Annotated in this window: 23 protein-coding genes; 9 read left to right on the forward strand and 14 right to left on the reverse strand. The window is 62.1% G+C overall.

Annotated elements, in window-relative coordinates:
- Window positions 1-34: 34 nt before the first annotated feature.
- Complete coding sequence (locus tag GNZ13_RS01570; RefSeq protein ID WP_172159855.1) at window positions 35-1,657, reverse strand: methyl-accepting chemotaxis protein; 1,623 nt, start codon at window positions 1,655-1,657, stop codon at window positions 35-37.
- A 267-nt stretch (window positions 1,658-1,924) separates the two neighbouring features.
- On the opposite strand from GNZ13_RS01570, the gene GNZ13_RS01575 reads away from it, so the two are divergent.
- Window positions 1,925-2,359 carry a PaaI family thioesterase gene (locus tag GNZ13_RS01575; protein ID WP_172159857.1) on the forward strand — a complete coding sequence of 145 codons (435 nt, stop codon included), beginning with the start codon at window positions 1,925-1,927 and terminating at the stop codon, window positions 2,357-2,359.
- An 83-nt stretch (window positions 2,360-2,442) separates the two neighbouring features.
- Here the strand turns inward: GNZ13_RS01575 and GNZ13_RS01580 are convergent, their stop codons facing one another.
- The 9 genes from GNZ13_RS01580 to GNZ13_RS01620 all read right to left on the reverse strand — a co-directional run bounded on the left by GNZ13_RS01580 (window position 2,443) and on the right by GNZ13_RS01620 (window position 11,548).
- Window positions 2,443-3,291: an ureidoglycolate lyase gene (locus GNZ13_RS01580; RefSeq protein ID WP_172159859.1), complete on the reverse strand. Its 849-nt coding sequence runs from the start codon at window positions 3,289-3,291 to the stop codon at window positions 2,443-2,445.
- A gap of 66 nt (window positions 3,292-3,357) precedes the next feature.
- On the reverse strand, window positions 3,358-4,101 hold the full coding sequence (locus GNZ13_RS01585; protein ID WP_074289084.1) for an SDR family oxidoreductase: 744 nt from the start codon (window positions 4,099-4,101) through the stop codon (window positions 3,358-3,360).
- 68 nt (window positions 4,102-4,169) lie between these two features.
- Window positions 4,170-5,000 carry an amidohydrolase family protein gene (locus GNZ13_RS01590; RefSeq protein WP_172159861.1) on the reverse strand — a complete coding sequence of 277 codons (831 nt, stop codon included), beginning with the start codon at window positions 4,998-5,000 and terminating at the stop codon, window positions 4,170-4,172.
- 7 nt (window positions 5,001-5,007) lie between these two features.
- On the reverse strand, window positions 5,008-6,048 hold the full coding sequence (locus tag GNZ13_RS01595) for an aldo/keto reductase (protein WP_172159863.1): 1,041 nt from the start codon (window positions 6,046-6,048) through the stop codon (window positions 5,008-5,010).
- A 150-nt stretch (window positions 6,049-6,198) separates the two neighbouring features.
- Window positions 6,199-7,512 carry a UxaA family hydrolase gene (locus tag GNZ13_RS01600; RefSeq protein WP_172159865.1) on the reverse strand — a complete coding sequence of 438 codons (1,314 nt, stop codon included), beginning with the start codon at window positions 7,510-7,512 and terminating at the stop codon, window positions 6,199-6,201.
- A 45-nt stretch (window positions 7,513-7,557) separates the two neighbouring features.
- Window positions 7,558-7,911 (reverse strand): UxaA family hydrolase, encoded by a 354-nt coding sequence (locus GNZ13_RS01605; protein ID WP_172159867.1) that lies wholly within the window; start codon window positions 7,909-7,911, stop codon window positions 7,558-7,560.
- 25 nt (window positions 7,912-7,936) lie between these two features.
- Window positions 7,937-8,992, reverse strand: a complete 1,056-nt coding sequence (locus GNZ13_RS01610) for an ABC transporter permease (RefSeq protein ID WP_172159869.1) — start codon at window positions 8,990-8,992, stop codon at window positions 7,937-7,939.
- On the reverse strand, window positions 8,982-10,502 hold the full coding sequence (locus GNZ13_RS01615; protein ID WP_172159871.1) for a sugar ABC transporter ATP-binding protein: 1,521 nt from the start codon (window positions 10,500-10,502) through the stop codon (window positions 8,982-8,984). Before GNZ13_RS01615 ends, GNZ13_RS01610 begins: the two co-directional genes overlap by 11 nt.
- Window positions 10,499-11,548, reverse strand: coding sequence for a sugar ABC transporter substrate-binding protein (locus GNZ13_RS01620; protein WP_236001760.1), 1,050 nt, complete (start codon window positions 11,546-11,548; stop codon window positions 10,499-10,501). Before GNZ13_RS01620 ends, GNZ13_RS01615 begins: the two co-directional genes overlap by 4 nt.
- 366 nt (window positions 11,549-11,914) lie before the next feature.
- On the opposite strand from GNZ13_RS01620, the gene GNZ13_RS01625 reads away from it, so the two are divergent.
- Both GNZ13_RS01625 and GNZ13_RS01630 read left to right on the forward strand, forming a co-directional pair.
- Entirely contained in the window at window positions 11,915-12,703 is a 789-nt protein-coding gene (locus GNZ13_RS01625; RefSeq protein WP_172159873.1) for an IclR family transcriptional regulator, read from the forward strand.
- 76 nt (window positions 12,704-12,779) lie between these two features.
- Window positions 12,780-13,325 carry a hypothetical protein gene (locus tag GNZ13_RS01630; RefSeq protein ID WP_172159875.1) on the forward strand — a complete coding sequence of 182 codons (546 nt, stop codon included), beginning with the start codon at window positions 12,780-12,782 and terminating at the stop codon, window positions 13,323-13,325.
- Between the two features lie 125 nt (window positions 13,326-13,450).
- On the opposite strand, the gene GNZ13_RS01635 is transcribed toward GNZ13_RS01630, so the two are convergent.
- Entirely contained in the window at window positions 13,451-15,811 is a 2,361-nt protein-coding gene (locus GNZ13_RS01635; RefSeq protein ID WP_172159877.1) for a bifunctional acetate--CoA ligase family protein/GNAT family N-acetyltransferase, read from the reverse strand.
- A gap of 357 nt (window positions 15,812-16,168) precedes the next feature.
- Between GNZ13_RS01635 and GNZ13_RS01640 the strand changes: the two genes are divergently transcribed.
- The 6 genes from GNZ13_RS01640 to GNZ13_RS01665 all read left to right on the forward strand — a co-directional run bounded on the left by GNZ13_RS01640 (window position 16,169) and on the right by GNZ13_RS01665 (window position 19,689).
- Window positions 16,169-17,047, forward strand: a complete 879-nt coding sequence (locus tag GNZ13_RS01640; RefSeq protein WP_172159879.1) for a LysR substrate-binding domain-containing protein — start codon at window positions 16,169-16,171, stop codon at window positions 17,045-17,047.
- Between the two features lie 159 nt (window positions 17,048-17,206).
- Complete coding sequence (locus GNZ13_RS01645; protein ID WP_172159881.1) at window positions 17,207-17,512, forward strand: helix-turn-helix domain-containing protein; 306 nt, start codon at window positions 17,207-17,209, stop codon at window positions 17,510-17,512.
- A 372-nt stretch (window positions 17,513-17,884) separates the two neighbouring features.
- Window positions 17,885-18,343, forward strand: a complete 459-nt coding sequence (locus GNZ13_RS01650; RefSeq protein WP_172159883.1) for a hypothetical protein — start codon at window positions 17,885-17,887, stop codon at window positions 18,341-18,343.
- Window positions 18,344-18,814: 471 nt separating this feature from the next.
- Complete coding sequence (locus tag GNZ13_RS01655; RefSeq protein WP_172159885.1) at window positions 18,815-19,048, forward strand: tyrosine-type recombinase/integrase; 234 nt, start codon at window positions 18,815-18,817, stop codon at window positions 19,046-19,048.
- A 49-nt stretch (window positions 19,049-19,097) separates the two neighbouring features.
- On the forward strand, window positions 19,098-19,397 hold the full coding sequence (locus tag GNZ13_RS01660) for a type II toxin-antitoxin system RelE/ParE family toxin (protein WP_172159887.1): 300 nt from the start codon (window positions 19,098-19,100) through the stop codon (window positions 19,395-19,397).
- A 1-nt stretch (window position 19,398) separates the two neighbouring features.
- Window positions 19,399-19,689, forward strand: coding sequence for an addiction module antidote protein (locus GNZ13_RS01665; protein WP_172159889.1), 291 nt, complete (start codon window positions 19,399-19,401; stop codon window positions 19,687-19,689).
- Between the two features lie 307 nt (window positions 19,690-19,996).
- Here the strand turns inward: GNZ13_RS01665 and GNZ13_RS01670 are convergent, their stop codons facing one another.
- The 3 genes from GNZ13_RS01670 to GNZ13_RS01680 form a co-directional block, all read right to left on the reverse strand.
- Window positions 19,997-21,598, reverse strand: coding sequence for a peptide chain release factor 3 (locus GNZ13_RS01670; RefSeq protein WP_074289095.1), 1,602 nt, complete (start codon window positions 21,596-21,598; stop codon window positions 19,997-19,999).
- A 321-nt stretch (window positions 21,599-21,919) separates the two neighbouring features.
- Window positions 21,920-22,825: a fimbrial protein gene (locus tag GNZ13_RS01675; RefSeq protein WP_172159891.1), complete on the reverse strand. Its 906-nt coding sequence runs from the start codon at window positions 22,823-22,825 to the stop codon at window positions 21,920-21,922.
- A gap of 24 nt (window positions 22,826-22,849) precedes the next feature.
- Entirely contained in the window at window positions 22,850-24,172 is a 1,323-nt protein-coding gene (locus GNZ13_RS01680; protein ID WP_172159923.1) for an IS4 family transposase, read from the reverse strand.
- Window positions 24,173-24,275: the final 103 nt, after the last annotated feature.

The raw sequence follows: 24,275 nt of genomic DNA on the forward strand, positions 1-24,275 counted from the left end.
CTCTTTTGGGGCGCCTGTGCGGCGTGTGTACGATTTAAATGGCCCGCATCGCCGGCCGCCCAAACTCCGCCGTTTGCCCTCGCATCTCGTCCATTTGTTGCGTCCGCAACACAGTTTCCGAAATTTCGAACACGGAAACGGCCTCCTTCAGTTGCTGCGTCTGCTGATGCAGTGAGGCTGCCGCTGCGGCGGCTTCCTCGACCAGTGCCGCGTTCTGCTGCGTCATCTCGTCCATCTGCACCACCGCCTGGTTGACCTGCTCGATGCCCGTGCTCTGCTCGAGCGACGACGCGCTGATCTCCGCCATCATCTGCGTGACGCGCGAGATCGACGCGGAAACGTTGCTCATCGCTTCGCCGGCATGTTCGACCAGCGTCGAACCGCCCCGAATCTCGGCAACCGACTCACTGATCAACGTCTTGATTTCCTTCGCCGACTGCGCGCTGCGCTGAGCCAAGCCACGCACCTCGCCCGCCACCACGGCAAAGCCACGGCCCTGCTCGCCCGCGCGAGCCGCTTCGACGGCCGCGTTCAGCGCGAGGATATTGGTCTGGAACGCGATGCCGTCGATCACTGAAATGATCTCGGCGATCTTGTCCGAGCTTTGCGCGATGCCGCGCATCTTGTCGACCACTTCGTTGACCACTTCGCTGCCGCGCGAGGTCGCCTCGAGCGCGGTTTCGGCGAGCGCATTGGCTTCGCGGGCGTGATCGGCGTTCTGCCGCACCGTGGCGGTCAATTCCTCCATGCTCGACGCGGTTTCTTCGAGCGACGCCGCCTGGTTCTCGGTGCGAGCCGACAGATCGGCATTGCCGGTGGCGATTTCGTCCGCGCCGAGGTGGATCGAGTCGGCGGATTCGCGCACGGTTTGCACGGTGCGCGCCACGCTGGCCTGCATTTTCGCGAGGCCCGAGAACAGACGGCCGATTTCATTGGTGCCGCGCGAAGCGATCGGCTGGTCGAGACGCCCTTGCGCAATGCGGTCGAAGTGACGGCCGGCTTCTTCCAGCGGCGCCACCACGCCCCGGCGCAGCGCCGCATATACCCCAAACGTGCCCACGATCAGCACCAGCAGGATCGCGATGCTAACGCCGCGGAACAACGTCATGCGTGCATCGATCGAATCGAGCGATGCACGGCTCGCGGCGTCGCCGAATTGCACGAAGTTGTGCGACTCGGCGAGGTACGCGTCCTGGAAGCCTTGGGTCGGCTGGTCGAGAAAGGCCTGGATATTGTTCGCGTCGAGAAACTGCACCAGTTCCGAGAGCGCGTCGTGCAGCTTTTTATAGCGCTCGGCGAGCGCGGCGGCGCGGGTGCTGTTTTCGTCGCTGGTTTTCTGCGCGCTCATGAAGGCGCCGAACGACTGATCGGCGGCCGTCAATTGTTCGCGGGCGTGCTGCACGATGTCGGTCGGCTCGGCGCCGCCGCGCACCATGCGCGTACCGGCGCGCGACAGGTTGATGCGCGCATCCATCAGGTGCTGGGTCGTTTCATTGACCGCGTCCACCTGCTTCAAGGCGATGCTCGACAGATCGCCCACGTCGTCGTGCGTGCGCGTGAGCGACCAGAACCCCAAACCCACCGTGACAAGCTGGAAAACGCAGAATGCGGCCAGAACACACAACAGGCCGGATGCGACCTTGATCTTGCTGAACATCGTGGACACCTAAAGCAACGAATGACGGGAGCTACGTCAGGGTTAACGGCAAGGCCGAACTTTGCTTGAGATCAATATCGTCAAAGATCGCCTTACAACCCCTTTTCATCGTTCAATTCCGCAATTTCCGTCATTTTGCGCAACAATGCCGCGCAGATATTTTGGATTCACCTTGACGCGGTGCGTCAGCGCTTCCTAGAGTGGGTAGGGACTGCACAACGCACGCCGGTGCAGATGCCACTGCGGGCCATGCCCTAAGGAATCACGATGACCGACATCCTCGACCGGGCGCGCGGCGCACTGCATGCCCAGCCGTTCAGCATGCTGCTAGGTGCCGACCTGATGCATACGGGCACCAACGAACTGACGCTATGCCTGCCAATCCGCGACGAGCTGCGGCAACAGCATGGCTTCGTGCATGGCGGCGTCATCAGTTATCTCGCCGACAATGCGCTGACGTTCGCCGGCGCGCTGTCGCTGGGTCCAAGAGTCGTGACGGGCGAGTACAAGATCAACTATCTGCGGCCGGTGGTGAACGGCACGCTGATCGCGCGCGCGAAGGTCGTCTACGCGGGCCGGCTTCAGGCAACCTGCCAATGCAATGTGTATGTGATGGACGGTGACCGCGAGAAGCTTGTGGCTGTTGCACAAGGCACGATCAATCGCATCACCGAGAACGGCGAGCACGAACCGGCGGGTTGAACGAGCGAAAGGCCGTTCCTGCATCACGCGGGAACGGCCTCTTCACTTTTCGCATCAACAACGCTTTTCACCAGGCAGGCGAATCACTCCGCCGCGTAAGTCCTCTGCGTCTGCTCGCCGAGACCCTCGATACCGAGACGCATCGTCTGGCCCGGCTTCAGGAACACCGGATTCGGTTTCACGCCCATGCCGACGCCCGGCGGCGTGCCGGTCGAAATCACGTCGCCCGGTTGCAGGCTCATGCATTGCGACACATACGACACCAACTTCGCAACGCCGAACACCATCGTTTTCGTGCTGCCGTTCTGATAGCGGTGGCCGTCCACTTCGAGCCACAAGCTCAGGTTCTGCGGATCGGCCACTTCATCGCGCGTGACGACCCACGGACCGATCGGGCCGAACGTATCGAAACCCTTGCCCTTGTCCCACGTGCCACCGCGTTCGATCTGCCATTCGCGTTCCGACACGTCGTTGATCACGCAGTAACCGGCGACGTAATCGAGCGCGTTGGCTTCGTCGATATATTTCGCGGGCTTGCCGATCACCACGCCGAGTTCGACTTCCCAGTCGGTCTTCTTCGAGCCGCGCGGAATTTCGACGTCGTCATTCGGGCCGCAGATCGCGCTCGTCCACTTGTTGAAAATCACCGGTTCCGACGGCACCGGCAGATTCGATTCGGCTGCGTGGTCCGCGTAGTTCAGCCCGATACAGATGAATTTACCGATTTTGCCGACGCACGGGCCCATGCGCGGATTGCCTTCCACGACCGGCAGCGAAGCCGGATCGAGCGCGCGCAGTTTGGCGAGGCCTTCGTCGGTTAGCGCGGCGCCGTCGATATCGCCAACCACCTTCGACAGATCGCGAATCTTGCCTTGCGCGTCGAGCAAGCCCGGCTTTTCCTGGCCTTTTGGCCCATAACGAAGCAGTTTCATCCTGGTACTTCCTTTCAGTGGTATTCGGTTCGTGTGTCCGTGGGTGTCGGTGGGTACGCGTGTGCGTCAGTTCGACCAGCCACCGTCGATCACATGCGCATGACCGGTGGTGAACGACGATTCATCAGACGCGAGATACAGCGCCAACGCGGCGATCTCTTCCGGCTTGCCGATGCGGCCCATCGGCTGACGCGCGACAAAGGCCGCCTGCACGGCCTCAAGTGTCGCGCCTTGCGCCTTGGCCTGCTCGACGATCCGCTGTTCGAGCGACGGCGAAGCCACCGTGCCCGGGCAGATCGCGTTACAGCGTACACCACGCGTGATGAAGTCTGCAGCGACGGACTTGGTCAGCCCGATCACCGCGGCTTTCGACGCGCTGTACGCAAAGCGGTTCGGCACGCCCTTCACGCTCGATGCCGCCGACGACATATTGATGATCGACCCGCCGCCCTTCTCCAGCATGGCGGGCAAAAACGCGCGGATCATGCGGTACATCGCTTTCGCGTTCAGATCGAAGGCGAAGTCCCAATCTTCTTCGCTGCATTCGAGGATATTACCGGCGTGCACGAAGCCCGCGCAGTTGAACAGCACGTCGATCGCGCCGAGTTCGGCCGCCAGTGCCTTGATCGCCGCGCCGTCGCGCACGTCGAGCTTGCGCGCTTCGACCGGCTTGCCGGCGAGTCCGTCGATGCGGATATCGGTGGCGATCACGCGCGCGCCTTCGCGCGCGAACAGTTCCGCGGTGGCGAGACCGATGCCTTGTCCTGCCGCGGTGATCAGGGCCGTCTTGCCGGCCAGTCTTTGTGTCATCTACGACTCCAGTTGAATGGGCTTTCGCTTGTCTTCGTAATTCGTCTTCGCAACGCGTGTTCGTCACATCAAAGTCGATAAAACGCAGCGGCGTTGTCGCCGAAAACCGCCTCGCGCTCGGCGTCGCCCAAGGACGCGAGCAACGTGTTCGCCACCGAGTGCCAGAGCAGATAGTCGCCGTTCAGATCGAGCACCGGCCAGTCGCTGCCCCACATCAAACGCGCGGGACCGAACGACTTCAGCAGATGCTCGACGTACGGATGAAGCGTTTGTTCGGTCCAGCCAGGCGAAGCTTCTGTGACGAGACCTGAGAGCTTGCAATGCACTTGCGGCAATTGAGCGAGCCGCGTAATCGCATCGGCCCATGTTTGCCAACCCGCGCGACCGTAACGGATCGGCGGCTTCGCACCGTGATCGACAACGATGCGCAACGCAGGAAAACGCGCCGCGAACGTTTCGAAAGGCTCGACGTGCCGCGCGTAAATCAACGCGTCGAACGCGAGGTCGTGCGCGATCAGCGCTTCAATCGCGGGCGCGAGATCCGGGTTTGCAATCCACGTATCGTCCGGTAAATCCTGCAGCATCGGCCGCACGCCTTTGAATTTCGGCTCATCCGCTAGCGCTTCGATCACAGCGGGCGCCGTGGGCAACAGCAACGGCACCCAGCCGACCACACCGGCAATCGACGGCTCGCGCCGCGCGATGTCCAGCAAGTAACGTGTTTCGTCGAGAGTCGGCGCCGCCTGCACCACCACCGTCCGCTCGATGCCCGCTCTTTCACGCAGCGGTTTGAGATCGTCGGGACCGAACGGTCGGTACAGGATTTTCAGCTCCGGCGTGAGCCACTCGTAGTCGCCGCGAGCAGGGTCCCAATAGTGCTGGTGCGCGTCGATATGCATCGTCAAATCAATCCTCTGGCGCGGGCGCGCGGCTGTCGAGCAAGCCCTTGTCACGCAACGCGAACCACAAGTCCGCGGGGATCGGCTGCTCGAACGACGCAGCGTTCTCATGCAATTCGTCGGCACTGCGCGCACCGGTCAACACGGTCGCGACCGCCGGATGCGCATACGGAAACTGCAAGGCCGCGGCAGCAAGTGGCACGCCATGCACCCGGCACACCGCTTCCAGCCGCGCGACGCGTTCGATGACTTCGGGCGGCGCGTCGCCGTAGTTGAATTTCAGATCGCCTTCCACACCGCGCGCCAGAATGCCCGAATTGAACGCGCCGCCTAACAGGATGCTGACGCCGCGCTGTTCACATGCTGGGAGCAGGTCGTCGAGCGTGGTCTGTTCGAGCAGCGTATAACGGCCCGCGAGCAACGCGCAATCGATATCGAATTCAGCCATCGCGTCGAGTATTACCGCGCCTTCATTGACGCCGAGTCCTACCGCTTTGACCGCGCCCGAGGAGCGCAGATCATCGAGCGCACGAAAGCCGCCGCCTTCGGTCAGTTGCTGCCAGTAGTGGGGGTTCTTGTCGCCATGCGTGACGCGGCCGATATCGTGCACCAGAAGAATGTCGATATCGACGATGCCGAGACGCTGCTGACTGTCTTCGAACGACCGCAGAATGCCGTCGTGCGTGTAGTCATAGATTGCCTGGAACGGCAGCGGGTCTTGCCAGCCTTCGCTGCCGTCGTACGGCGTGGTGCGCGGTACGAAGCGGCGCCCGACTTTCGTGGAAAGCACGTATTCGCTGCGTGGATAGCCGCGCAACGCGTCGCCCAGACGGTGCTCGGCTTTCGTGTGACCGTAATGCGGTGCGGTATCGAAGTAACGCACGCCGACGTCCCACGCAGCGGCAATGGTCGCGTGCGCTTCTTCATCGGACAGATCGCGGTAGAGGCCGCCCAAGGGTGCCGTACCGAGCCCTAATCCGGTCACTCGTAATGCGCGGCGGCCGATGCTGCGCCGCTGTTCGATCTTCGAACCGATCGTTGCCGTCATGGACCGCGTCTCCTTGTTTATGATGTTTTACCATGTGCTGATGGTGTTTGCCCACCGCACTAATGGCAACGCGATTGGCGCGCTGATAGCTGCACCGATGGTCGTCGCATCGATTACGGCTTGGGTTCGGACTGGCCGCTGATAAACCGCTCAGTGCGGTTCGATCGCAACAATCCGATGCGGCGGCGTAGCGCTCGACGGCAAGCAAGCCGGGCCCACAGGTTCAAAAGTCTTGTACGTCAGGATGAATTCCTGATGACCGAGCGTTTCCGATTTCGACGCCGCGCCGAGCGACACCGCCACCGTTTGCTCGAACACTTCGCGGCCGACTTCGTCGAGCGTGCCGCGGCCTTCGAGAATGCGGCCTGCATCGACATCCATATCGCCGGCGAGATTGCGGTACGTCGCGGGATTCGCGCATACCTTGATGACCGGCGAAATCGCCGAGCCGACCACCGATCCGCGTCCCGTCGTGAACAGAATCACATGCGCGCCGCAGGCGATCAGCTCGCCGATTTCCGCGTTGTCGCTGATGTTCGGAAAGCCGAAGCGCGGTTCGCCGTCTGGTACGACGTCGAGGAGATAGAGGCCGCCTGTCGGCGGAACGTCACCGGGTTTGACGATGCCGACAATCGGCGATGCGCCGCTTTTTGCATACGCACCCAAAGACTTCTCTTCCTGCGTGGTGAGGCCGCCGTCTGCATTACCGACAGCAAAACTGCCATGGCCAAGGATCGAGTAGTAGCGCGCCGCCTTCGCCACGCACGCGACAATTTCATCTCCGAGCTCAGGCCTCGCGGCGCGCGTTTTCATATGGAACTCGCAGCCCACCAGCTCGCCGGTTTCTTCGAAGATGCAAGTTGCGCCCGCGTCAATCAGATGATCGAACGCGCGGCCCACGGCCGGGTTGGCGGTGATGCCACTGGTGCCGTCCGAGCCGCCGCAAATCGTGCCGATCACCAGTTCGCTCAGCGCCATCGGCACTTTCTGCTGCGCGGCAAGTTGCTTGCGTGCGTCGCGAATCCAGTCGACGCCGTATTGAATCGTACTGCGTGTGCCGCCTTTTTCCTGGATCGTCAGGACTTCGACGGGACGGCCGCTCGCGCGTACTACGTCTACGAGGTAATGCTTGTTCATGCTCTCGCATCCGAGCGACACGAACAGCACCGCGCCCACGTTTGGATGCGTGGTGAGCCGCTCGAGCATCTTTTCGGCATACCCATTCGGATAGCAACCTGGGAAGCCTATCAGATGCACCGGCGGCTCGCGCTCGGCCAAAGGATCGTCGAACGCATCGAGCGGTTCGCGAAACTCCGTGACGATCTCGCGCGCGACGTGATGCGCGCACTCGACGAGATACGCCACCGCGACCACATTGCGGATGCCCTTGCGGCCATCGCTGCGCAGATAGCCTTGCAGCATGGGCTGCTGCGCGGCGGCGGATGCTGCGGAAGTGTCAGTCATGGTCATTCCCGCGCGGCGCGAGGCCACGTCATTGTGCTCAACAAATCAGTGATGGACGAACTCATGGCCCGCGTCGTGCGTATAAGTGGGCAGGTAATCGCTTTCGAGGTTGTGCGTATGCAGATGCGCACCGCGCGCCACCGCCTCGGTCACGTGACCGATCACCGCGCCGTAACGCAGCACCTTGTCGTCTTTCGCGAGTTCATGGCGTGCGACCTTATGGCCGAGGTCGATGGTTTTGGTGAGCGTCACGCGCTCGCCTTCGATCTCGACTTGCGTACCTGCATCGAGACGCGCCGCCGCGATCAGGCAGTTATCCGCGGGACTAAGCAGAATCAGGCGTGGGTCGGTTTGCGATGTTTGGGGCGTTTGCGGTGTGTTCAATGAGCGGCTGGTCAAGTGAGTTCTCCGTGATGCGTGCGCATCAGTTCTGGCCTTCGCCGCTGGCGAGCCGTGCCACCATCAGCGAGCCGAGGATGATCGCGCCGTAGATCGCCTGAATCCAGAACGACGGCACCTGTGCAAGCGTCAGCAGGTTCTGCACGACGCCGAGCAGCAGTACGCCGGTGAGCGCGCCGAGCATCGTGCCCTTGCCGCCGTCGAGCGAAATGCCGCCGATCACCGCCGCCGCGAACACCGTGAAAATCATGCCATTGCCCTGGTTCGCGTTGATCGCGCCGACATAGCCGGTCACGATCAACCCGCCCACCGAGGCCAGCATGCTGCCGAGCACGAACACGCCCCACGTAATGCGCTCCACGCGAATCCCCGCCGCGCGCGCCGCTTCCGGATTGCCCCCGATCGCGTATAACGCGCGGCCCAGGCGGTGATAGCGCAGCACGAACGCGGCGATCGCGAATGCGGCCGCCGCGAGCCACACGGACAACGGCAAGCCGAACACGATGGTGGTGGCGAGCGAGAAGAACGACGGCGGCATATCGAACAGCGTGCCGCCTTGGGTCGCGCCGACCAGCATGCCGCGCAATACGATCAGCATCGCCAGCGTGACGATGAATGCGTTCAGCCGCAAACGCACCACCAGGAAACCGTTGACGAAGCCGATCACCGCGCCGATCACGAGAATGGCCAACAAGCCTGCGGCCGCCGGCCATTGCATTCCGAAGCCCGCGGACGCAGCCGGCATCACCAGCATCGCACCGATAGCCGGCGCGATGCCCACCGTCGATTCCAGAGACAAATCGAACTTGCCAGTCAACACGATCAGCGATTCGGCCAGCACCACCAACGCCAACGCCGCGGACGCACCGAGCACGCTGATCAGATTCGCCTTCGTCAGAAAACTCGGGCTGACAAACGCGCCGATCACGAGCAGCAGAGCGAGCGCGGGCAGCAAAGCCAATTCGCGCAGCCGGGCGAGTTCGCTGCGAGCACGTTTGCCGCGCGTCGCCTGAGCGACGGACTGCGGTTGCGCTTGACCTTGCGCGGTGCCGAATGCAGGGCTGGGCACACTATTCTTCATGAAGACTGACTCCTTCAACGGATGCGATCAGGTCGTGGTCCTGCCAACCCGCGGGAAATTCGGCCGCGACACGGCCACGGAACATGACCAGCACGCGGTCACAGGTGCGCAGATCGTCGAGTTCGCCTGACACGACCAGCACGGCTTTACCGTCTTCGCGCACACGATCCACGACTGACAGCAACGCTTCTTTGGATTTCACGTCGACGCCCGCGGTAGGGTCGATCAGAACGAGTACGTTGGGATCGGTGGCGAGCGCGCGCGCCATCACGACCTTCTGCTGGTTGCCGCCCGATAGCCCCGACACGACATGCTCGGGGCCTTGCGCGACGATGCCGAGCGCGTCGATCATCTTCTGGCCGAAGGCGTTTTTCTTCGCAGGCGGCGCGATGCCGAATTTGCCGAGCAGACGCGCGATCGTCATCGAGGCGTTTTCCGCGACCGACTGCGTGAGAACCAGGCCTTCGTGATGGCGATCCTTCGGCACGCAGCCGACGCCGTGCGCAAGCGCAGCAGGGACATCACCAGGCGGCAGCGTTATGCCATCCACGCTGATCGCCCCGCTCCGGGCCGCGCGCAAACCAGCAATCGCTTCGGCTACGCTCGTACGACCGCTGCTCGTCGCGCCAGTCAGCCCGACCACTTCGCCACGCTTCACCGTGAACGACACGCCTTCGTAGTCGGCGCCGCCCAGTTCCTTGACTTCCAGCGCGATGGCTGTGTCCGCAGGCAACGCAGCGCGCGCCGCCGCATCGGCGACGGCAAGGCCGCCACGCTCGCCGGTCATTGCTTCTATCAGCTGCTCACGTGGCAACGCGGAAACCGGCGCGCTGACGATATGCCGCGCGTCACGCAGCACCGTCACGGCCTGGCAGATTTCATAGACCTCTTGCAGATGGTGCGAGATGAACAGGAACGTCACGCCTTCGCGCTGCAACTCGCTGATGCGGCGGAACAGGCGCTTGATCTCGTCGCCGTCGAGCTGCGCGGTGGGTTCGTCGAGAATGATGAAGCGCGCGCCGTACGACAGCGCCCGCGCGATCTCCACGAGTTGCCGCGCTTCCACGCTCAGATCGTCGGCGCGCGCATCCTCGCGTACGTCGATCTTCCAGTGATCGAGCAACTCACGCGCGTCGCGGCGCATGGCACGCCAATCGATTACGCCGCCGCGCGACGGTTGCCGGTTGATGAACAGATTCTCCGCGACGCTCAAATCGCGGATGATCGTGGAATGCTGATAGACGCAGGCGACGCGCTCGCGCCACGCATCCCGATCCGCGATCGACGGCGCGGCCGCGCCGCTGAAACGCACCTCGCCGGTATCGGGCTTGCGCAGACCGGTGAGGATCGACACCAGCGTCGATTTGCCCGCCCCGTTGCGCCCGACGAGTGCATGCGACTCGCCGGGCATCACGCGAATGCTCACGTCTTTCAGCGCGGGTGTGGAGCCGAAGCGTTTGGTGATCTCAAACGCTTCAACGACCGGCACGGAGGGCGTCGGCTCGCTCATTTAACGGTATTGCCCCACAACGCTTTGTCGTCGACATTCGCCTTCGTGACGAGCGGCGCAGGCAATTGATCTTCGAGAACGCCCGGCGCCAACTGGATGATGTTGCTGCCGTGATCCGTCGGACCCGGTTTGAAGGTCTGCCCAGCCAACGCGGCCTTGATGTAGAAGAGACCGTATTTCGCGTAGGAATCAGCGGGCTGCGAGACGGTAGCGTCGATATCACCACGACGGATTGCGTCGAACTCCTGAGGAATCCCATCGTTACTGACAATCACGACATGCTTCGCATTACCGGCAGGAAACAGCATCTGCTTACGGCGCAGCGTTTGCAGCGTGGGCGACAGATAGACGCCGCCTGCCTGCATGTAGATTGCCTTCACGTCAGGATTCGCGGTGAGCAGACTGTCGAGCGCAGTGGCCGCGACATCGCCCTTCCAGGCTGCAGGAATTTCCAGCAGCGACAAACCCCGAAAACCCTTCAAACACGAGCGGAACGCTTCGGACCGGTCGCGGCCGTTCACCGAGGCCAGATCGCCCATGATCTGTACGACCTTGCCCGACTTCACATGCTCGCCGATGTACTTGCATGCCTTCTCGCCATAGGCGTGGTTGTCGGCGCGCACCACCATCGCGACCTTGCCTTGCGTCGGCGCGACGTCGACAGCCACCACCGGCACGTTCTTCGCGGCGGCCGCATCGAGCGCGCGGCTGATCGCCGCCGAATCCAGCGGGCCGACCACGATGCCCTTCGCACCGAGGTTCAGCAGGTTGTTCATGTCGGTAATCTGCTGGGCGGGATCGCCGTTCGAATTGACCGGCGCGAGGATATCGATGCCCATGTCCTTCGCGTATTTGGGCAAATAGTTGTTGTACGACTGCCAGAACGGCGACGTGAGGAGCGGCAGACCGAGGCCGACCTTGCCGGCGTCAGCGGCTTGTGCGGCGCCGCTGACGGCGAGGCCGGCTACGCAAGCTGCCGCCGCAACGGCAAATAGCGAACTCCGGAACAGATGGCGAGCCGCGTGCGGCCCTTTTGCGAACGACATGGTTGTCTCCTGTGTCGGTCCGGAGTTAGTGCTTCAGCACTTACTCCGGCCCCATGCAAGGTATGTCGGTCCGGAGTTAGCGCTTTAGCGCTTACTCCGGCCCCATGCAAGGCGATGCGTTGTGGAACTGCGTGAACCCGCCATGCGTGTGGCGGGCACTTCGTCCTGCGCTTTCTTGTCGAGTATTGGCGTGCGCTCATTCACCAATGAACGTATTATTCATATACGAACTTTTCGAAGTCAAGGGCTACGCACTGCACCATGCGTCGGTGTTTCCCCTGGACCACCGCCATCTCGCGCCAGATTCACCACGCACTTACACTCATGCGCCAGATAATGAGAACAACACACGGAGCCGCGCTCACGATGGACGCAGAAGACAAAGACGACGCCGACCGTTACCGCGCACCCGCGTTGGATAAGGGTCTCGACATTCTCGAACTGCTCGCCGAGCAGAAGGAAGGGCTGACGCGTGCCGAAATCACCAAACTGCTGGGACGCAACGCGAGCGAGATGTACCGGATGCTCGAGCGACTGGTCGCGCGGCAGTACGTGGTGCGCTCGGCGGCGGGCGACCGTTATTCGTTGAGTCTGAAGCTGTATGCGCTCGCGCATCGTCATCCGCCGATGAACCGGCTGATCTCCGAAGCGCTGCCGCTGATGCAGCGCTTTGCCGATGCCGCCGAGCAATCGTGTCATCTGGCGGTATACGACCGCGGCAATCTGCTGGTGATCGCGCAGGTGGACGGACCGGGTACGTGGGGAATGTCGGTGCGGCTCGGTTCACGGGTCGGCCTGATCGATACGGGGTCGGGCCGAGTGATGCTCGCGTTTCAAACCATCGAACAGCGCGAACAGATGCTGGCCGAGCACACCAAAGTGAAGGGCGAAGTCACGATCGATCGTGATGTGCTGGAACAGACCTGCGAGCGGATTCGCGCGGCGGGGTTTTCGCAGAAGGACAGCCAGCAGACGTTCGGTGTGACCGACGTCACCTTTCCGATCCAGGGGCCGTCCGGCCAGGCGATCGCGGCGCTGACTTGCCCATACTTGCGGCGCATCGACGAATACGTCGCGCCAACGCTGGAAGCGGCAACGACGCTGCTGCGCGAGACGGTGCAGGCGTTATCGATGTTTCGGGAAGAGGCTGTCTAGCGCACATGGTTTAGAATGGCGACCCTCTCAAAAATCACGCCGCATGGGTCCCCTCATGCGCGCTCATCGATAAGCAATGGCGAAACTTCTGACCGATTCCGAATTCCTGCGTTTTTCCGAACTCCAGCAGAAGCAGTCGAGCTTCACGATCACGCCTGAAGAAGCCGACGAACTGCGCGACATCGTCGCTCATGCGCAAAAGCGCCGCGACGACCGCGCTGCGGCGATGCACAGCATCGAGACCTTCATTCAGCAATTCGACATCAGCCCGGACGAGCTGTTTTCGGCCGAGCAGATCGGCGACGCCGCGCGCACTTTCGGCCTGATCCCGGCCGCGAAGAAAGAGCGCGTGCTGCCGCCGCAGTTCACCTACAACGGCAAGCCGTATCAATGGACGGCGCGTTCGCTGCCGGACGACATCCGCATTCCGCTGTTCGACGCCTTCAAGGCAGGTGAATCGGTGAAGTCGTTCATCGCGACGCTGAAGGACGCGAACCGTTGCGCGGCGACCATCGCACGTCTGGAACGCGAGACTGGCGCTGTCTACGCTGAAGCGTTGCTGGAAGAGTTGGCCGTGACCCGCACGCAGGTGGACGAAGCCGCGGCGAAGCTGCCGGCTTGAGGCTCAGGTCTTAGCATCGAGGTCCGCGAATCGCCGCGGACACTCGTCGTAGCGGGTGGCCTTGCATTCGGCTGCGGGCTCGCACCCACGAGGGCTGAACGTGGCAGCAAGCGCCAATCCACCGTTTACCCCTGCGCGGGTTCATCCAGCGCCATTCTGAAGCCGATCACGCCCGGATCTTCCGTCGGCGTGATGGTGAAGCCGCAAGATTTGGCCAGCGCGATCATCGGCGCATTTTCCCGCAACGCCTCGCCGACCAGCCAATGGGTGCCGCGCGCCCGCGCGTACTTGATGATGCGATCCATCAGCAATTGCCCAAGGCGCCGGCCTTTCTGGTCGGAACGCACCGCGGCGGCGAACTCTGCCGTCTCGTTGTCCGGATCGGCCACTGCGCGCACCACCCCGAGCGTGCGCGTAAAACCGTCTTCGCTCGTCACCGTCGCAATCAACGCCATTTCGCGGTCGTAGTCGATTTGCGTCATGCGCGCGAGCTGCGAGTGGTCGAAGCTGCCGACCGCGCCAAAGAAACGCAGCCGTAGATCTTCCGGCGTCATCGCTTCGACGAAATCGTGATGCGCGGCTTCGTCTTCCGGACGGATCGGCCGGATCGTCACCCGTATGCCCTGCCAGTCGAGCGTCTCTTCGAAGCGGCGCGGATAGGGCACGATGGCGAGACGGCTACGCTTGGGCGCGATGCTCAAGGTCGGCTCGACCACCACGACATGGTCGCTGTACACGCGCAGCGTCAGCTTGAGGCCAACGAGTTCCTTGACGTCGCAGACTGCTTGCGACAACGCCGTCAAGGCGGCCAATGCCGGTTCCGGCGCGATCAGCCGCGCGTAGCGCGAGCGCGTGACGATGTCGCGCGCCAGCATCGGATTGAGCGGCGGCAGGCCGTAGACGCGCTGCGGGTCGGAAACGCCGTCCACCGACGGCGCGGTGAAGCGGAAGACGGGGCCGAAGTTGTCGTCGTCGTGAAGCTCGACGGCGATGTCGACAACCGGCTTTTGGGGCGTATTCAATTCAACGCGCAGTCCAAAACGCTCAAGAAATCGCGCCGCCGCTTCGCCGGTTAGTTGGTGCTCACCTGCGGCGAGCGCGGCGCGTGCCTGCGCTTGGGCGGCGTCGATCTCTTCGGGAACCTGCGCCGGCAAGTCCTCCGGCGTCTGCATCAGCAACTCGCGCCCCATCCGGTAGTCGACCAGACGCGCAAAGGCGCGCGCAAGCCGCTGCGGCGTCGTATGAACCGGAATGCCTTGCGCGTGCAGCGCGTCGCGCGTCGCCGCATCCACGCCACCGAAAAAGCACGCCAGCAGCCCGCGGTACGCGAAGCGCTGATTTGCGATCAACGCCTGCGCGACCTCGCCGACCGGCGCGCCATGCGTCGACGCGTGCACCACGAACGCGGTACCCGTGCTGCGATGGTCGGCGAGCAACTTGAGCGCGGTGCCGAAATGCTCGGGACGGGCGTCGTCGCCAAGTTGCAGCGGGTTGCCCGGTACCACGTGCGGCAGCGCTTCTCTTAGCGCCGCATCCGCATCAGCGGGCCACGGCGCGAGCGTGTCGCCGGCGGCGGCGAAGGCGTCGCAGGCAAGCGTGGCGAGGCCACTGTCGCTGGTGATCAACGTCGCCGTCGCTCCGGCCGCCACCCGACCCACGCCGAGCGTTTCGATCTCATCGAGCAGATCGTCGAGCGCATCCACGCGCACCATGCCCGCGCGACGAAACGCGGCGGTGTACAACGCGTCGGCCGGATCGGCGCGGCCTGAGCGTAACGCCAGCACTGGTTTGTTGCGCGCCGCCGCGCGAGCCGCCGACATGAACTTGCGCGCAGCGCGAACCGTATCCAGCTCCAGAAGGATCGCGCGCGTGCCGGGATCGCTCGCCAGATAGTCGAGCACGTCGCCGGCATCCACGTCAGCTTCGCCACCCAGCGCCACGGCGTGCGAAAAACCAAGGTCGCGCGCATGCGCCCAACCGAGCACCGCGTTGGTCAACGCGTTCGACTGCGACACCCATGCCACGCCACCCGCCTTCACCGTGCACGACGCCGCACCGAAATGCGCACGCAGCGCCGGCGACACCACCCCGAGACTGCCGGGCCCAACGATGCGCAGCAAATGCGGCCGCGCTGCCGACAGCGCATGCCGGAGCTGCAGGCGATCGTCATCGCTACGCACTTCGCCGACGATGATCGCCGCGCGCGTACCCAAGCCGCCGAGTTTATGGATGATGCCGGGCCACGTATCCGGCGGCGTACAGATCAGCGCGACGGTGGGCGCTTGTGGCAGATCGCCCGCATCGCCGATCACCGCGTGGCCGTCCAACGTTTCGTATTTAGGATTGACCGGCCAGACAGGGCCTTCGAAACCGCCTTTGAGCACGCGCGCCCACACCATCGCTCCCGTGCTGTCAGGCCGCTCGGATGCGCCGATCACGGCGACGGATTTGGGTCGGAACAATGCATCGAGATTGCGAACGGTCACGGGCGCTCCGCAGAGTGGGGAAAGCGCGCCGGCAGCGAGGCGCGCGTCTTTGTCAGGATAGGCGAAGTCGAGGGCTTGCGCGGCGGTTCTGAATCCGCGGCGTGGCGTGCGCGACCTTCCGCTTGATTCGGACAGGCGCCAATTGTAATTTTTTGCCTCGTTCAGGAAAATATCGAGCCCGAATGCGACAATCCTGGGGATGCCGAACGGCACGTTTGCCTTTTGAAATTCGCGGGCTGATTGACGGCCTGCGGAACGCGTCGGAGGCAACGCGCGGCACCAACCTATTTCCGCGGCGAAGCTAGCCCGACAACAGTCGCGCCTGCGCCGGATGAACAAAGAGACAGAAGGTGATTTATGCGGCGCTTGCCATCGCTGATCGCGTTGCGCTTCTTTGAAGAAACCGCCCGCCATATGAGCTTCAATCGCGCCGCCACTGCGCTATGCGTGACGCAAGGCGCGGTGAGTCGGCAAATCAAGCTGCTCGAGGAATCGCTCGGCGCGAAGCTGTTCGAGCGCGATCACAAAGGCATTCGCTTAACGCAGGCAGGCCTGCAATTCCTCCCCTGCCTCTCCGAAGCGTTCGACACGATCGAGCGCGGCTTCCGTCAGATCAACGCGGCCAAAGGCCGGCGGCGCCTCGTCGTCGCCGTGCCGCCCACCTTTGCGACGCAGTGGTTCTCGCCGCGGCTCGGTTCGCTGGGGGACGAATTGCCCGATGTCGAACTATCGGTTCGCACATCGCCCACGGAAGACTGCCATTTCATCATCCGCTTCGGTCGCGACGCGCTGGCGAGTACACATTCCGAATTGCTGATGACCGAGCGCCACGTACTGGTCGGCGCCCCCCGTCTGCTCGGCGAATCACTCGACATGCTGCTCGAACATTTGCCCGCGCTGCACGTGCTGCATAACGACGCCCGCCTGGACCTTTGGCCGAACTGGCTGGCGAAGGCGGGCCTGCCCGCACGCTACGCGGAAAACGGCATCGAATTTTCTACGCTGGAGCAGGCGATCCGCGCCGCGCGTAAAGGCGCGGGGCTCGCGGTGGTCGATCGAAACATGATCGTCGAGGAACTGGCTGATGGGAGTTTGACGCGGTTCTCGGAGATCGAGGTGACTGGGCCGTTCGGGTATTGGCTCGACATCCCGCAGCAGCAGGTGGGGCTTGAATATGTGCAAGCGTTTGCCGGGTGGATGCGGGAAGAGGTTTTGAAGATGGAGCCACTACCGTAGCGGCGACGATCTGTTCTGGCGCAATCCAGCCCCTGATTCGGCCAAAAAAGCACTTATAAGAAGCACATAAGCAATTGATCGCCTTATCGCGCTACATTTATGAGGCACAAGGAGTTGCCTCATGGATTGCACCGGCCCTTCGACCACCAGAGGCTCATCATGCCCCGTCGGAACCGACCTACCCGTGAAGAGCAGAACACCCTGCGACGCGCTTTCTACGAAAGGGTCAGCCAGGGCGACATGACCATTCCCGAGGCCATGAAAGCGATGCGCAAGATGACGGGCCTGACCCAGGCGGAATTCGCCGCGCACCGAGGCGTCAGCCGCCGGGTCATCCAGGACATCGAGCGCGGGACCGGGAATCCGACCGTCGACTCGCTCAACAGCGTTGCAAAGCTCTTCGGCCTGCAGGTCGGATTCGTCCCGATCAGGCGAAACGAACCAGTTTCACCGACCTCAAACTAGCTGCTTTCAATGTCGCATTTATTGCGGCGCCCTACGTCGTCGATGAGACGGCCTGCCTTATCCGAATGGCCAAAGTCGACGATTTAGCCCGAACAGGCGACAGTCGCCACGCTGCCCTGATTTATAATCATCAAGCCGTCGGGAAACACCCGACGGTCGGGTTTGGAAGCCCGTGCTTGAAACCGCACCCCCGCCCAGGCGGGTGTGCGTCTACGTCTGCACGTCTATATTTCAATGGGCGGGTCGTAGTGGGGGAGCCGCAAGGCTCGCCGGTTTGTTTCAAGCCCGGTCTTCCAATCCTTCTACGTGCCCGCTCACCCGCATCCAAATGCGAGTGTCGGGCGATCCGAGATGTACCAGGGAGGTCGCACCATGAGCAAGTCCGCAAAACAATCTCAACCCGATTCACGTCCGCCTGTCGACGCGCTCCAGTACGAAAAGCTCGCGCTGTCCGCCTTCAATCTTTGCGACCGGCAGTTGAGCCATCTCAACACATTGATAACACTTGCGTCCTCAATGTGTAGGAATCCTGCCGTTACGATCGACGAAAGACGGCGTCAGCAAACCATGCTTGAATTGCTTGTCGATACAGCAGAGCAATATCAGCATGAGCTCGAGTGTGACCGTGAGTTGTACCAGGTGATCGCACTCGATGCGAAGGGCATCCCTCAAAGCCGCATCACCGCGAGCCGTGCGGCGCGTCTTCTTGCAGAAGCAGCAAAGATCAAGGGGCAAGCTTCTACGACGACCGCAGAGCGAGAACAAGCCCGGACTGAAAGCGCGACAAACCTGGACGCTGATGCAGAGGAGATGCCGGTGGTGCAACACTAGTTCATCAAAGGGCGCCGCCGCAGGGCTATATGGGGGTGTACCGATTCACCCTAGGCAGGACCAGAACTCAAGCAAGGCGCCGCAGGGCGCCTTGTCATATTTTCTAATCGTCCGCTTTACCCTACCCAGCTGAAAAAAGGATCTCACGCGGCGGAGATGGATAAAGCCGCACCAGCGTTTCGCCACATTGACGACATCTCGACGCCGGAGCTGCGCAAGCTGTTGTGATGTGCAACTGCGGGGCGAGAGTTTCGTGCAACACACTCTCAACCGGATAACTGGGTAGCCAAAAGTGAAAGACTGCTGTGGCAAAAGTACTCACACGGACCGGGTCACCCATGTCCGCGCGACATACATACGCTTACATCGACTTCTTGAACGGCGCGCCCGAATGCTCGCGCAATTCGTTAAAGACGATCTTCGGCCACGCCTTCTGCACGACTTCGATCTCCGACATATGCGATCACGCACATGCTGGATAACGGAGCGGACACGCGGTTCATCCAGACGATGCTGGGCCATGCGTCGCTGCCGAGTACGCAGATCTACACGATGGTGTCGGTGGAGAAGCTCAAACGGATCCACGCGGTGACGCATCCGGCGCGGGCCGATGGCGTGATGCATGAACCGGAGCATGAAGATGACGCGGAAGTGGCCAATGCGGTTGCTCTGTTAGCGGCGATCGAGGTGAAAGCGGACGAGTGAGGGCTTGAGCGCCTGTTCACCGTGTAGTTTATAGACTACAATCAAGTTTATGGCGATCGAATTAAAGCAAACAGAGACGTTTCGCAAATGGCGAAGCCGACTCAAGGATGAGCGCGCACGAGCGCTGATTGCGTCGCGCCTGGACCGTCTGGCCTTCGGCCACGCGGGAGACGCGGAGCCGATCGGGCAAGGGATCAGCGAATTGCGTATCCACTACGGACCGGGCTATCGGATTTACTTCCATCGGCGAGGCAATACGATCATCGTGCTGCTGTGCGGTGGCACAAAGCGCGGACAGAGCAAAGACATTGAGGCGGCCAAACGGCTAGCCTCCGATTGGAGAGAATGACATGGCAAAAACCTTGACGACCTATGATCCGGCTGAAGACTTGGGCAGCGAAGAAGCCATGGCGGTGTTCATGGCCGAGGCGCTTCAAACCAACGACGCGGCCTACATCGCGCATGCGCTGGGCGTGGTGGCCCGCGCCAAAGGCATGAAGCAGATCGCGGAGCAAACGGGACTGTCGCGCGAGCAGCTCTATCGTTCGTTCAGTGAGCAGGGTAATCCGACCTTGAAAACGACGCTTGCGGTGATGAAGGCGCTAGGCATTGAATTGACGGCCCGGACGGTGCATGCGTAAGCCCGTGTGTCATCGACGCGCAAGCGGACGAGGACGTGCAGCAAGAAAGTGAAGAACGAAGCACCGGCGTCATCGACACGGAAGTGGCCCGGGATGCATCAGAAGAAAGTGAGTGACGTAACAGGCACATGCGGCCTGCGGCAACGAGGGCCGGGGGGCAAATCGTCTGTCTGACTTGCCGGAGCAGTGCTCCCGCCCTCGTTCTGATGACAACAAGAACTCACGACGGCCCGATCTGGGCCGGACCGTTGCATGAGAACTCTTTTTCAAGAATGAAGACTTTATTTGAAAGCCACAAACGCCGCGCTTACATCGCCTTCTTGAACGGCGCGCCCGAGTGCTCGCGCAATTCGTTAAAGACGATCTTCGGCCAGGCCTTCTGCGCGACTTCGATCTCCGACACATGCGACGCCAGATACGTCGGCGCATCCGACGCATCAAGCGCGATCCGCGCCGCATACGAATCGGTGAAACGGCGCAATTCGGCGGCATCGTCGCAGGTGACCCAACGGGACATCCTATAGCGCGCCGGCGCCATCCGCACGTCGACCTTGTATTCCGTCGACAAGCGGTGCGACACCACTTCGAACTGCAGTTGACCCACCGCACCGAGAATAATCAGACCGCCGACTTCCGGACGGAACACCTGAATCGCGCCTTCCTCTCCGAGCTGCTTCAGCGCTTCGCCGAGCTGCTTTGCGCGCATCGGATCCACCACTTCAACCGTCTGGAAAATTTCCGGCGCGAAGAATGGCAGGCCGACGAACTGCAACAGCTCGCCTTCGGTCAACGTATCGCCGAGACTCAGCGTGCCGTGATTCGGGATACCGATGATGTCGCCCGGATACGCTTCGCTGACCGTCTCACGACGCTGCGACAGGAACGTCACCACGTTATTCGCGCGGAACGTCTTGTTCGTGCGCGTCACCTTCACGGCCATGCCGCGTTCGAAATGCCCCGAACATACGCGAATGAACGCCACGCGGTCGCGGTGCGCCAGGTCCATGTTCGCCTGCACCTTGAACACGACGCCAGTGAACTTCGGCTCGTCCGGCATCACCGGACGTTGCACGGTCATGCGCATCGACGGCGGCGGCGCCAGGTCGACCAGCGCGTCGAGAATTTCCTTCACGCCGAAGTTATTGATCGCCGAGCCGAACAGCACCGGCGATTGCTGACCCGCGAGGAACTGCTCGCGATCGAAATCAGGCGACGCACCGGTGATCAGGTCGATCTCTTCTTTCGCCTTGACCCAGCTATGGCCAAAGCGGCGTTCGCCTTCTTCATCGCTGAGCGCTTGCAGCGTTTCGACCGCACCGCCCGCCTTATCCTGCCCGGCGCGGAACAAGCGCACCTGATCGTGCTGGATGTCGTAGACGCCCTGGAATTCCTTGCCCATGCCGATCGGCCAGGTGAACGGCACAGCCGCGACACCCAGATGCTGCTCGATTTCGTCGAGCAGTTCGAGCGGCTCGCGCACTTCGCGGTCGAGCTTATTGATGAAGGTAACGATCGGCGTCTTGCGGCTGCGGCAGACTTCGAGCAGCTTCAGCGTTTGCGCTTCCACACCGTTCGCGCCGTCGATCACCATCACGGCGGCGTCGACCGCCGTCAGCACACGGTAGGTATCTTCGGAGAAGTCCTCGTGGCCCGGGGTGTCGAGCAGGTTGATGACGGCGTCGCCGTACTCGAACTGCATGACCGAACTGGCGACGGAAATGCCGCGCTGCTTCTCGATCTCCATCCAGTCCGAGGTCGCGTAGCGATTGCTCTTGCGGCCCTTCACGGTACCGGCGATCTGAATCGCGCCCGAGAACAGCAGCAGCTTTTCAGTGAGCGTGGTTTTGCCCGCGTCCGGGTGGGAAATGACCGCGAACGTGCGGCGGCGTTTGAGTTCGGAGACTGACATCGGGTCTGGCGGTCACGGATAGGGGTTCGGGCGGTGTCCGGAAGCTTGTGGCCTCGGGTCTGCCACGTCTGGCGCGGCGGCGTCGAGCTGCGGGAGTTGGATCGGAGACCCGCGTCACAATGGCAACTCCGCCGCACCGCAACCAGGTTACGAACGAGCGTTTGAAAATACGGGAATTGCCGGCACAGAACAGCGCAGGGAACGAATGATACACGTCATGGGGGCGGACGTATGAAAACGAGCTTTGGGGGCCAGATGTAGCCCTTGAGCGGAGATCGCCCGCTCAAGGGTTTGCAGATAAACGAATCATGCTTGTCGAGGCTATTGATACGACATCGTGAAAGTCGCCAGGCCTTTCACCGTCCCGGGATTCACCGTGCCCGTTCGAATGTATTGGACGGTCAGCGGAATATTCATCGGACCACCCGCTGCGGTGCCCGCCGTCCACTGATTCATGTTGCCGGCAACGGCTGAATCGGGGCCAAAGGCAATCGGCGTCGATCCAAAGAGAATCTGCAATCCGACACCCGTCGCGGTCGAACCTGGCGCCAGGCTCAGCGTGGTCGACACGTTGGATACGTTCGATGCGTCGGTCAGCGTCACCTTGACCGTGACCCCTTGGGTGCAGTTGACGCCCAGATTGAACTGCTTAGCTCCAGCCGATCCGGTGTTGAGGTTGCCCGGATTCACCGTTGGCAACGGGACATCGACAGCGGAGGTCGTGACACTGCAGGTGCGCGGGACTATCGTCGCGGTCACTGCAAGACCAGACACCGCAAGCGGGGCCGCACTACCATCCGTAGGCTGAATGGCTAACCAAGGATTAACGTTATAGGAGAGTGCAGTGGTGGCGCTCAGGTCAACTGGACCCGTTACCACGAGCTGAATCGCGAAACTCATATTTTGGAAGTAGTATGGACCGGATGTGTTCCAAGTCCATACAACAGGCATAGTTCCCGATGGAATACCGTATCCCGTGTTCGCGAACGTCAGAATTTTAATGCCAATGCCCGGGATGTTAGTCGCGTACACTCCGGCTGCGCCAGTACCCGACATCTGGAAAGACAACGTAGTGGGCACACTGGCCCCACACCAAAACTGCTGTCCCGGGTTGATAGTGTTGTAAAACACGCCTGTCGACTTAATGAGGGTCCCCACCGCAACGTTTGCTGGCACAGTCACGCTGCCAAAGTCAACGTTTGCAACATTAAAACCCAGCCCTTTCAAGGTCTTTGCACATAGGGACACGGATCAGGATGCTTTTTCGCGGGCACGCTTTAGCAAACGTGCGGTGCTGTGATGGGATCGCGCTGTGGCGGCTTCAACGTAAGGAGTGGATTGGCGCGTCTTGGGCCCGCGCTTGCGGGTGCGTACCTGAAACGGATCGACGTGGCTGGCAAGTTCGAGTAGCTTGCCGGCCATCACTTCGGGCGCCGCGTCGCTCCAGTGCGACCAATGCTGAGGTGGCACCGCAATGAGCATGCCCTCATACTGGCCGCGAATTTGCAGTGCCAGGTAATACGTCGATACGTCGGGTGCCGCGCTGTTCGCTTCATCAGTTCGGGTATGTGCGATCTCGACGCTGCGCTTGAGCACGGACAGCACGTTGTACGCCAGAATCGCCACGGCAAAGCCCAGTAACGCGGCACGCGGATGCCCGAGCGAGCGGATTTCGCTATGCAGGACCGACTCGAGCCGCTGGAACATGCCTTCTATGCGCCAGCGCTTGCGGTACAGACGGGCGATCTCATGTGCGCCGACGGTGGCAGGCAGATTGCTCCACAACCGGATTACGGTGTCGCCCGCCTCGGTGGGCTTGTCCAGCGTCAGTTCAATTCGCCGCCAGGCGAAGCCGGCCTTCAGATCAAGCCGTTGCTCGCGCACCCGACCGGTTTCGACACGTGCGCCATCCACCCAGGCGCCGCTGCCCTCAAGCGGCGGGCTGTTTTTACCGTGTTCGCGCACGATGAAGCAGGCCTGCGCCTGATGCCAGCCCAGCAGGATAGTGCTGGTGCAGAAGTTCCGGTCCGCCAGCCACAGTTCCCCCGGCCCGGCGCAGTCGATCAGCGGGGCCATGGCCGAACGCTCCTGCGCATGCGCGTCCTCGATGGCCACCAGATCCGTCACCAGTCCCAGATCCGGTTCATAGACCACCAGGGCGTGTCCCGGCAAGGCGGCGCCTCGCTGCCCGCGCAATGCCGCCAGCCGCTTCTCGCTGGCCGCAAGATGATTGCCATCGAGCACGCGCATACGCCAGCCGGGCAGGCTGGGCGTGCCCGGCCATGCGGCAAGCACCGGCTCAAGACGTTGTGCGCTACCTTGTACCAGCGCACGCAGAATCGCCGGCTCAGTGCGATTGACCTTCTCGTACAGCGCTGCCAGCGACACCGGCAACTGTCTGGCCCGCGTCGCAGCCGCATACAGCGACGGGCTCAGCCCGAGCGATACCAGCGTCATCAGTTCCACCACCGTCGAGAACAGCAACTCCCGTGGATACTGCCTCTGCCGGTGCTCGGCGAATACCTCGTCAACCCATTGCGGCGTAATCGCTCTTTGCAACACAGCGCGCGCCATCACGCACACCGGTGCCTGCTGCTCGAAATGCTTCATCACCTCGTCAAACACTACCTGGCCCCTGCCGTTGAACAGGTCGCCAGGTTACCAGGTTTCTGTCCCC

Source organism: Paraburkholderia elongata (genome assembly GCF_013177735.1).
In the GTDB taxonomy this organism is placed as follows: domain Bacteria; phylum Pseudomonadota; class Gammaproteobacteria; order Burkholderiales; family Burkholderiaceae; genus Paraburkholderia; species Paraburkholderia elongata.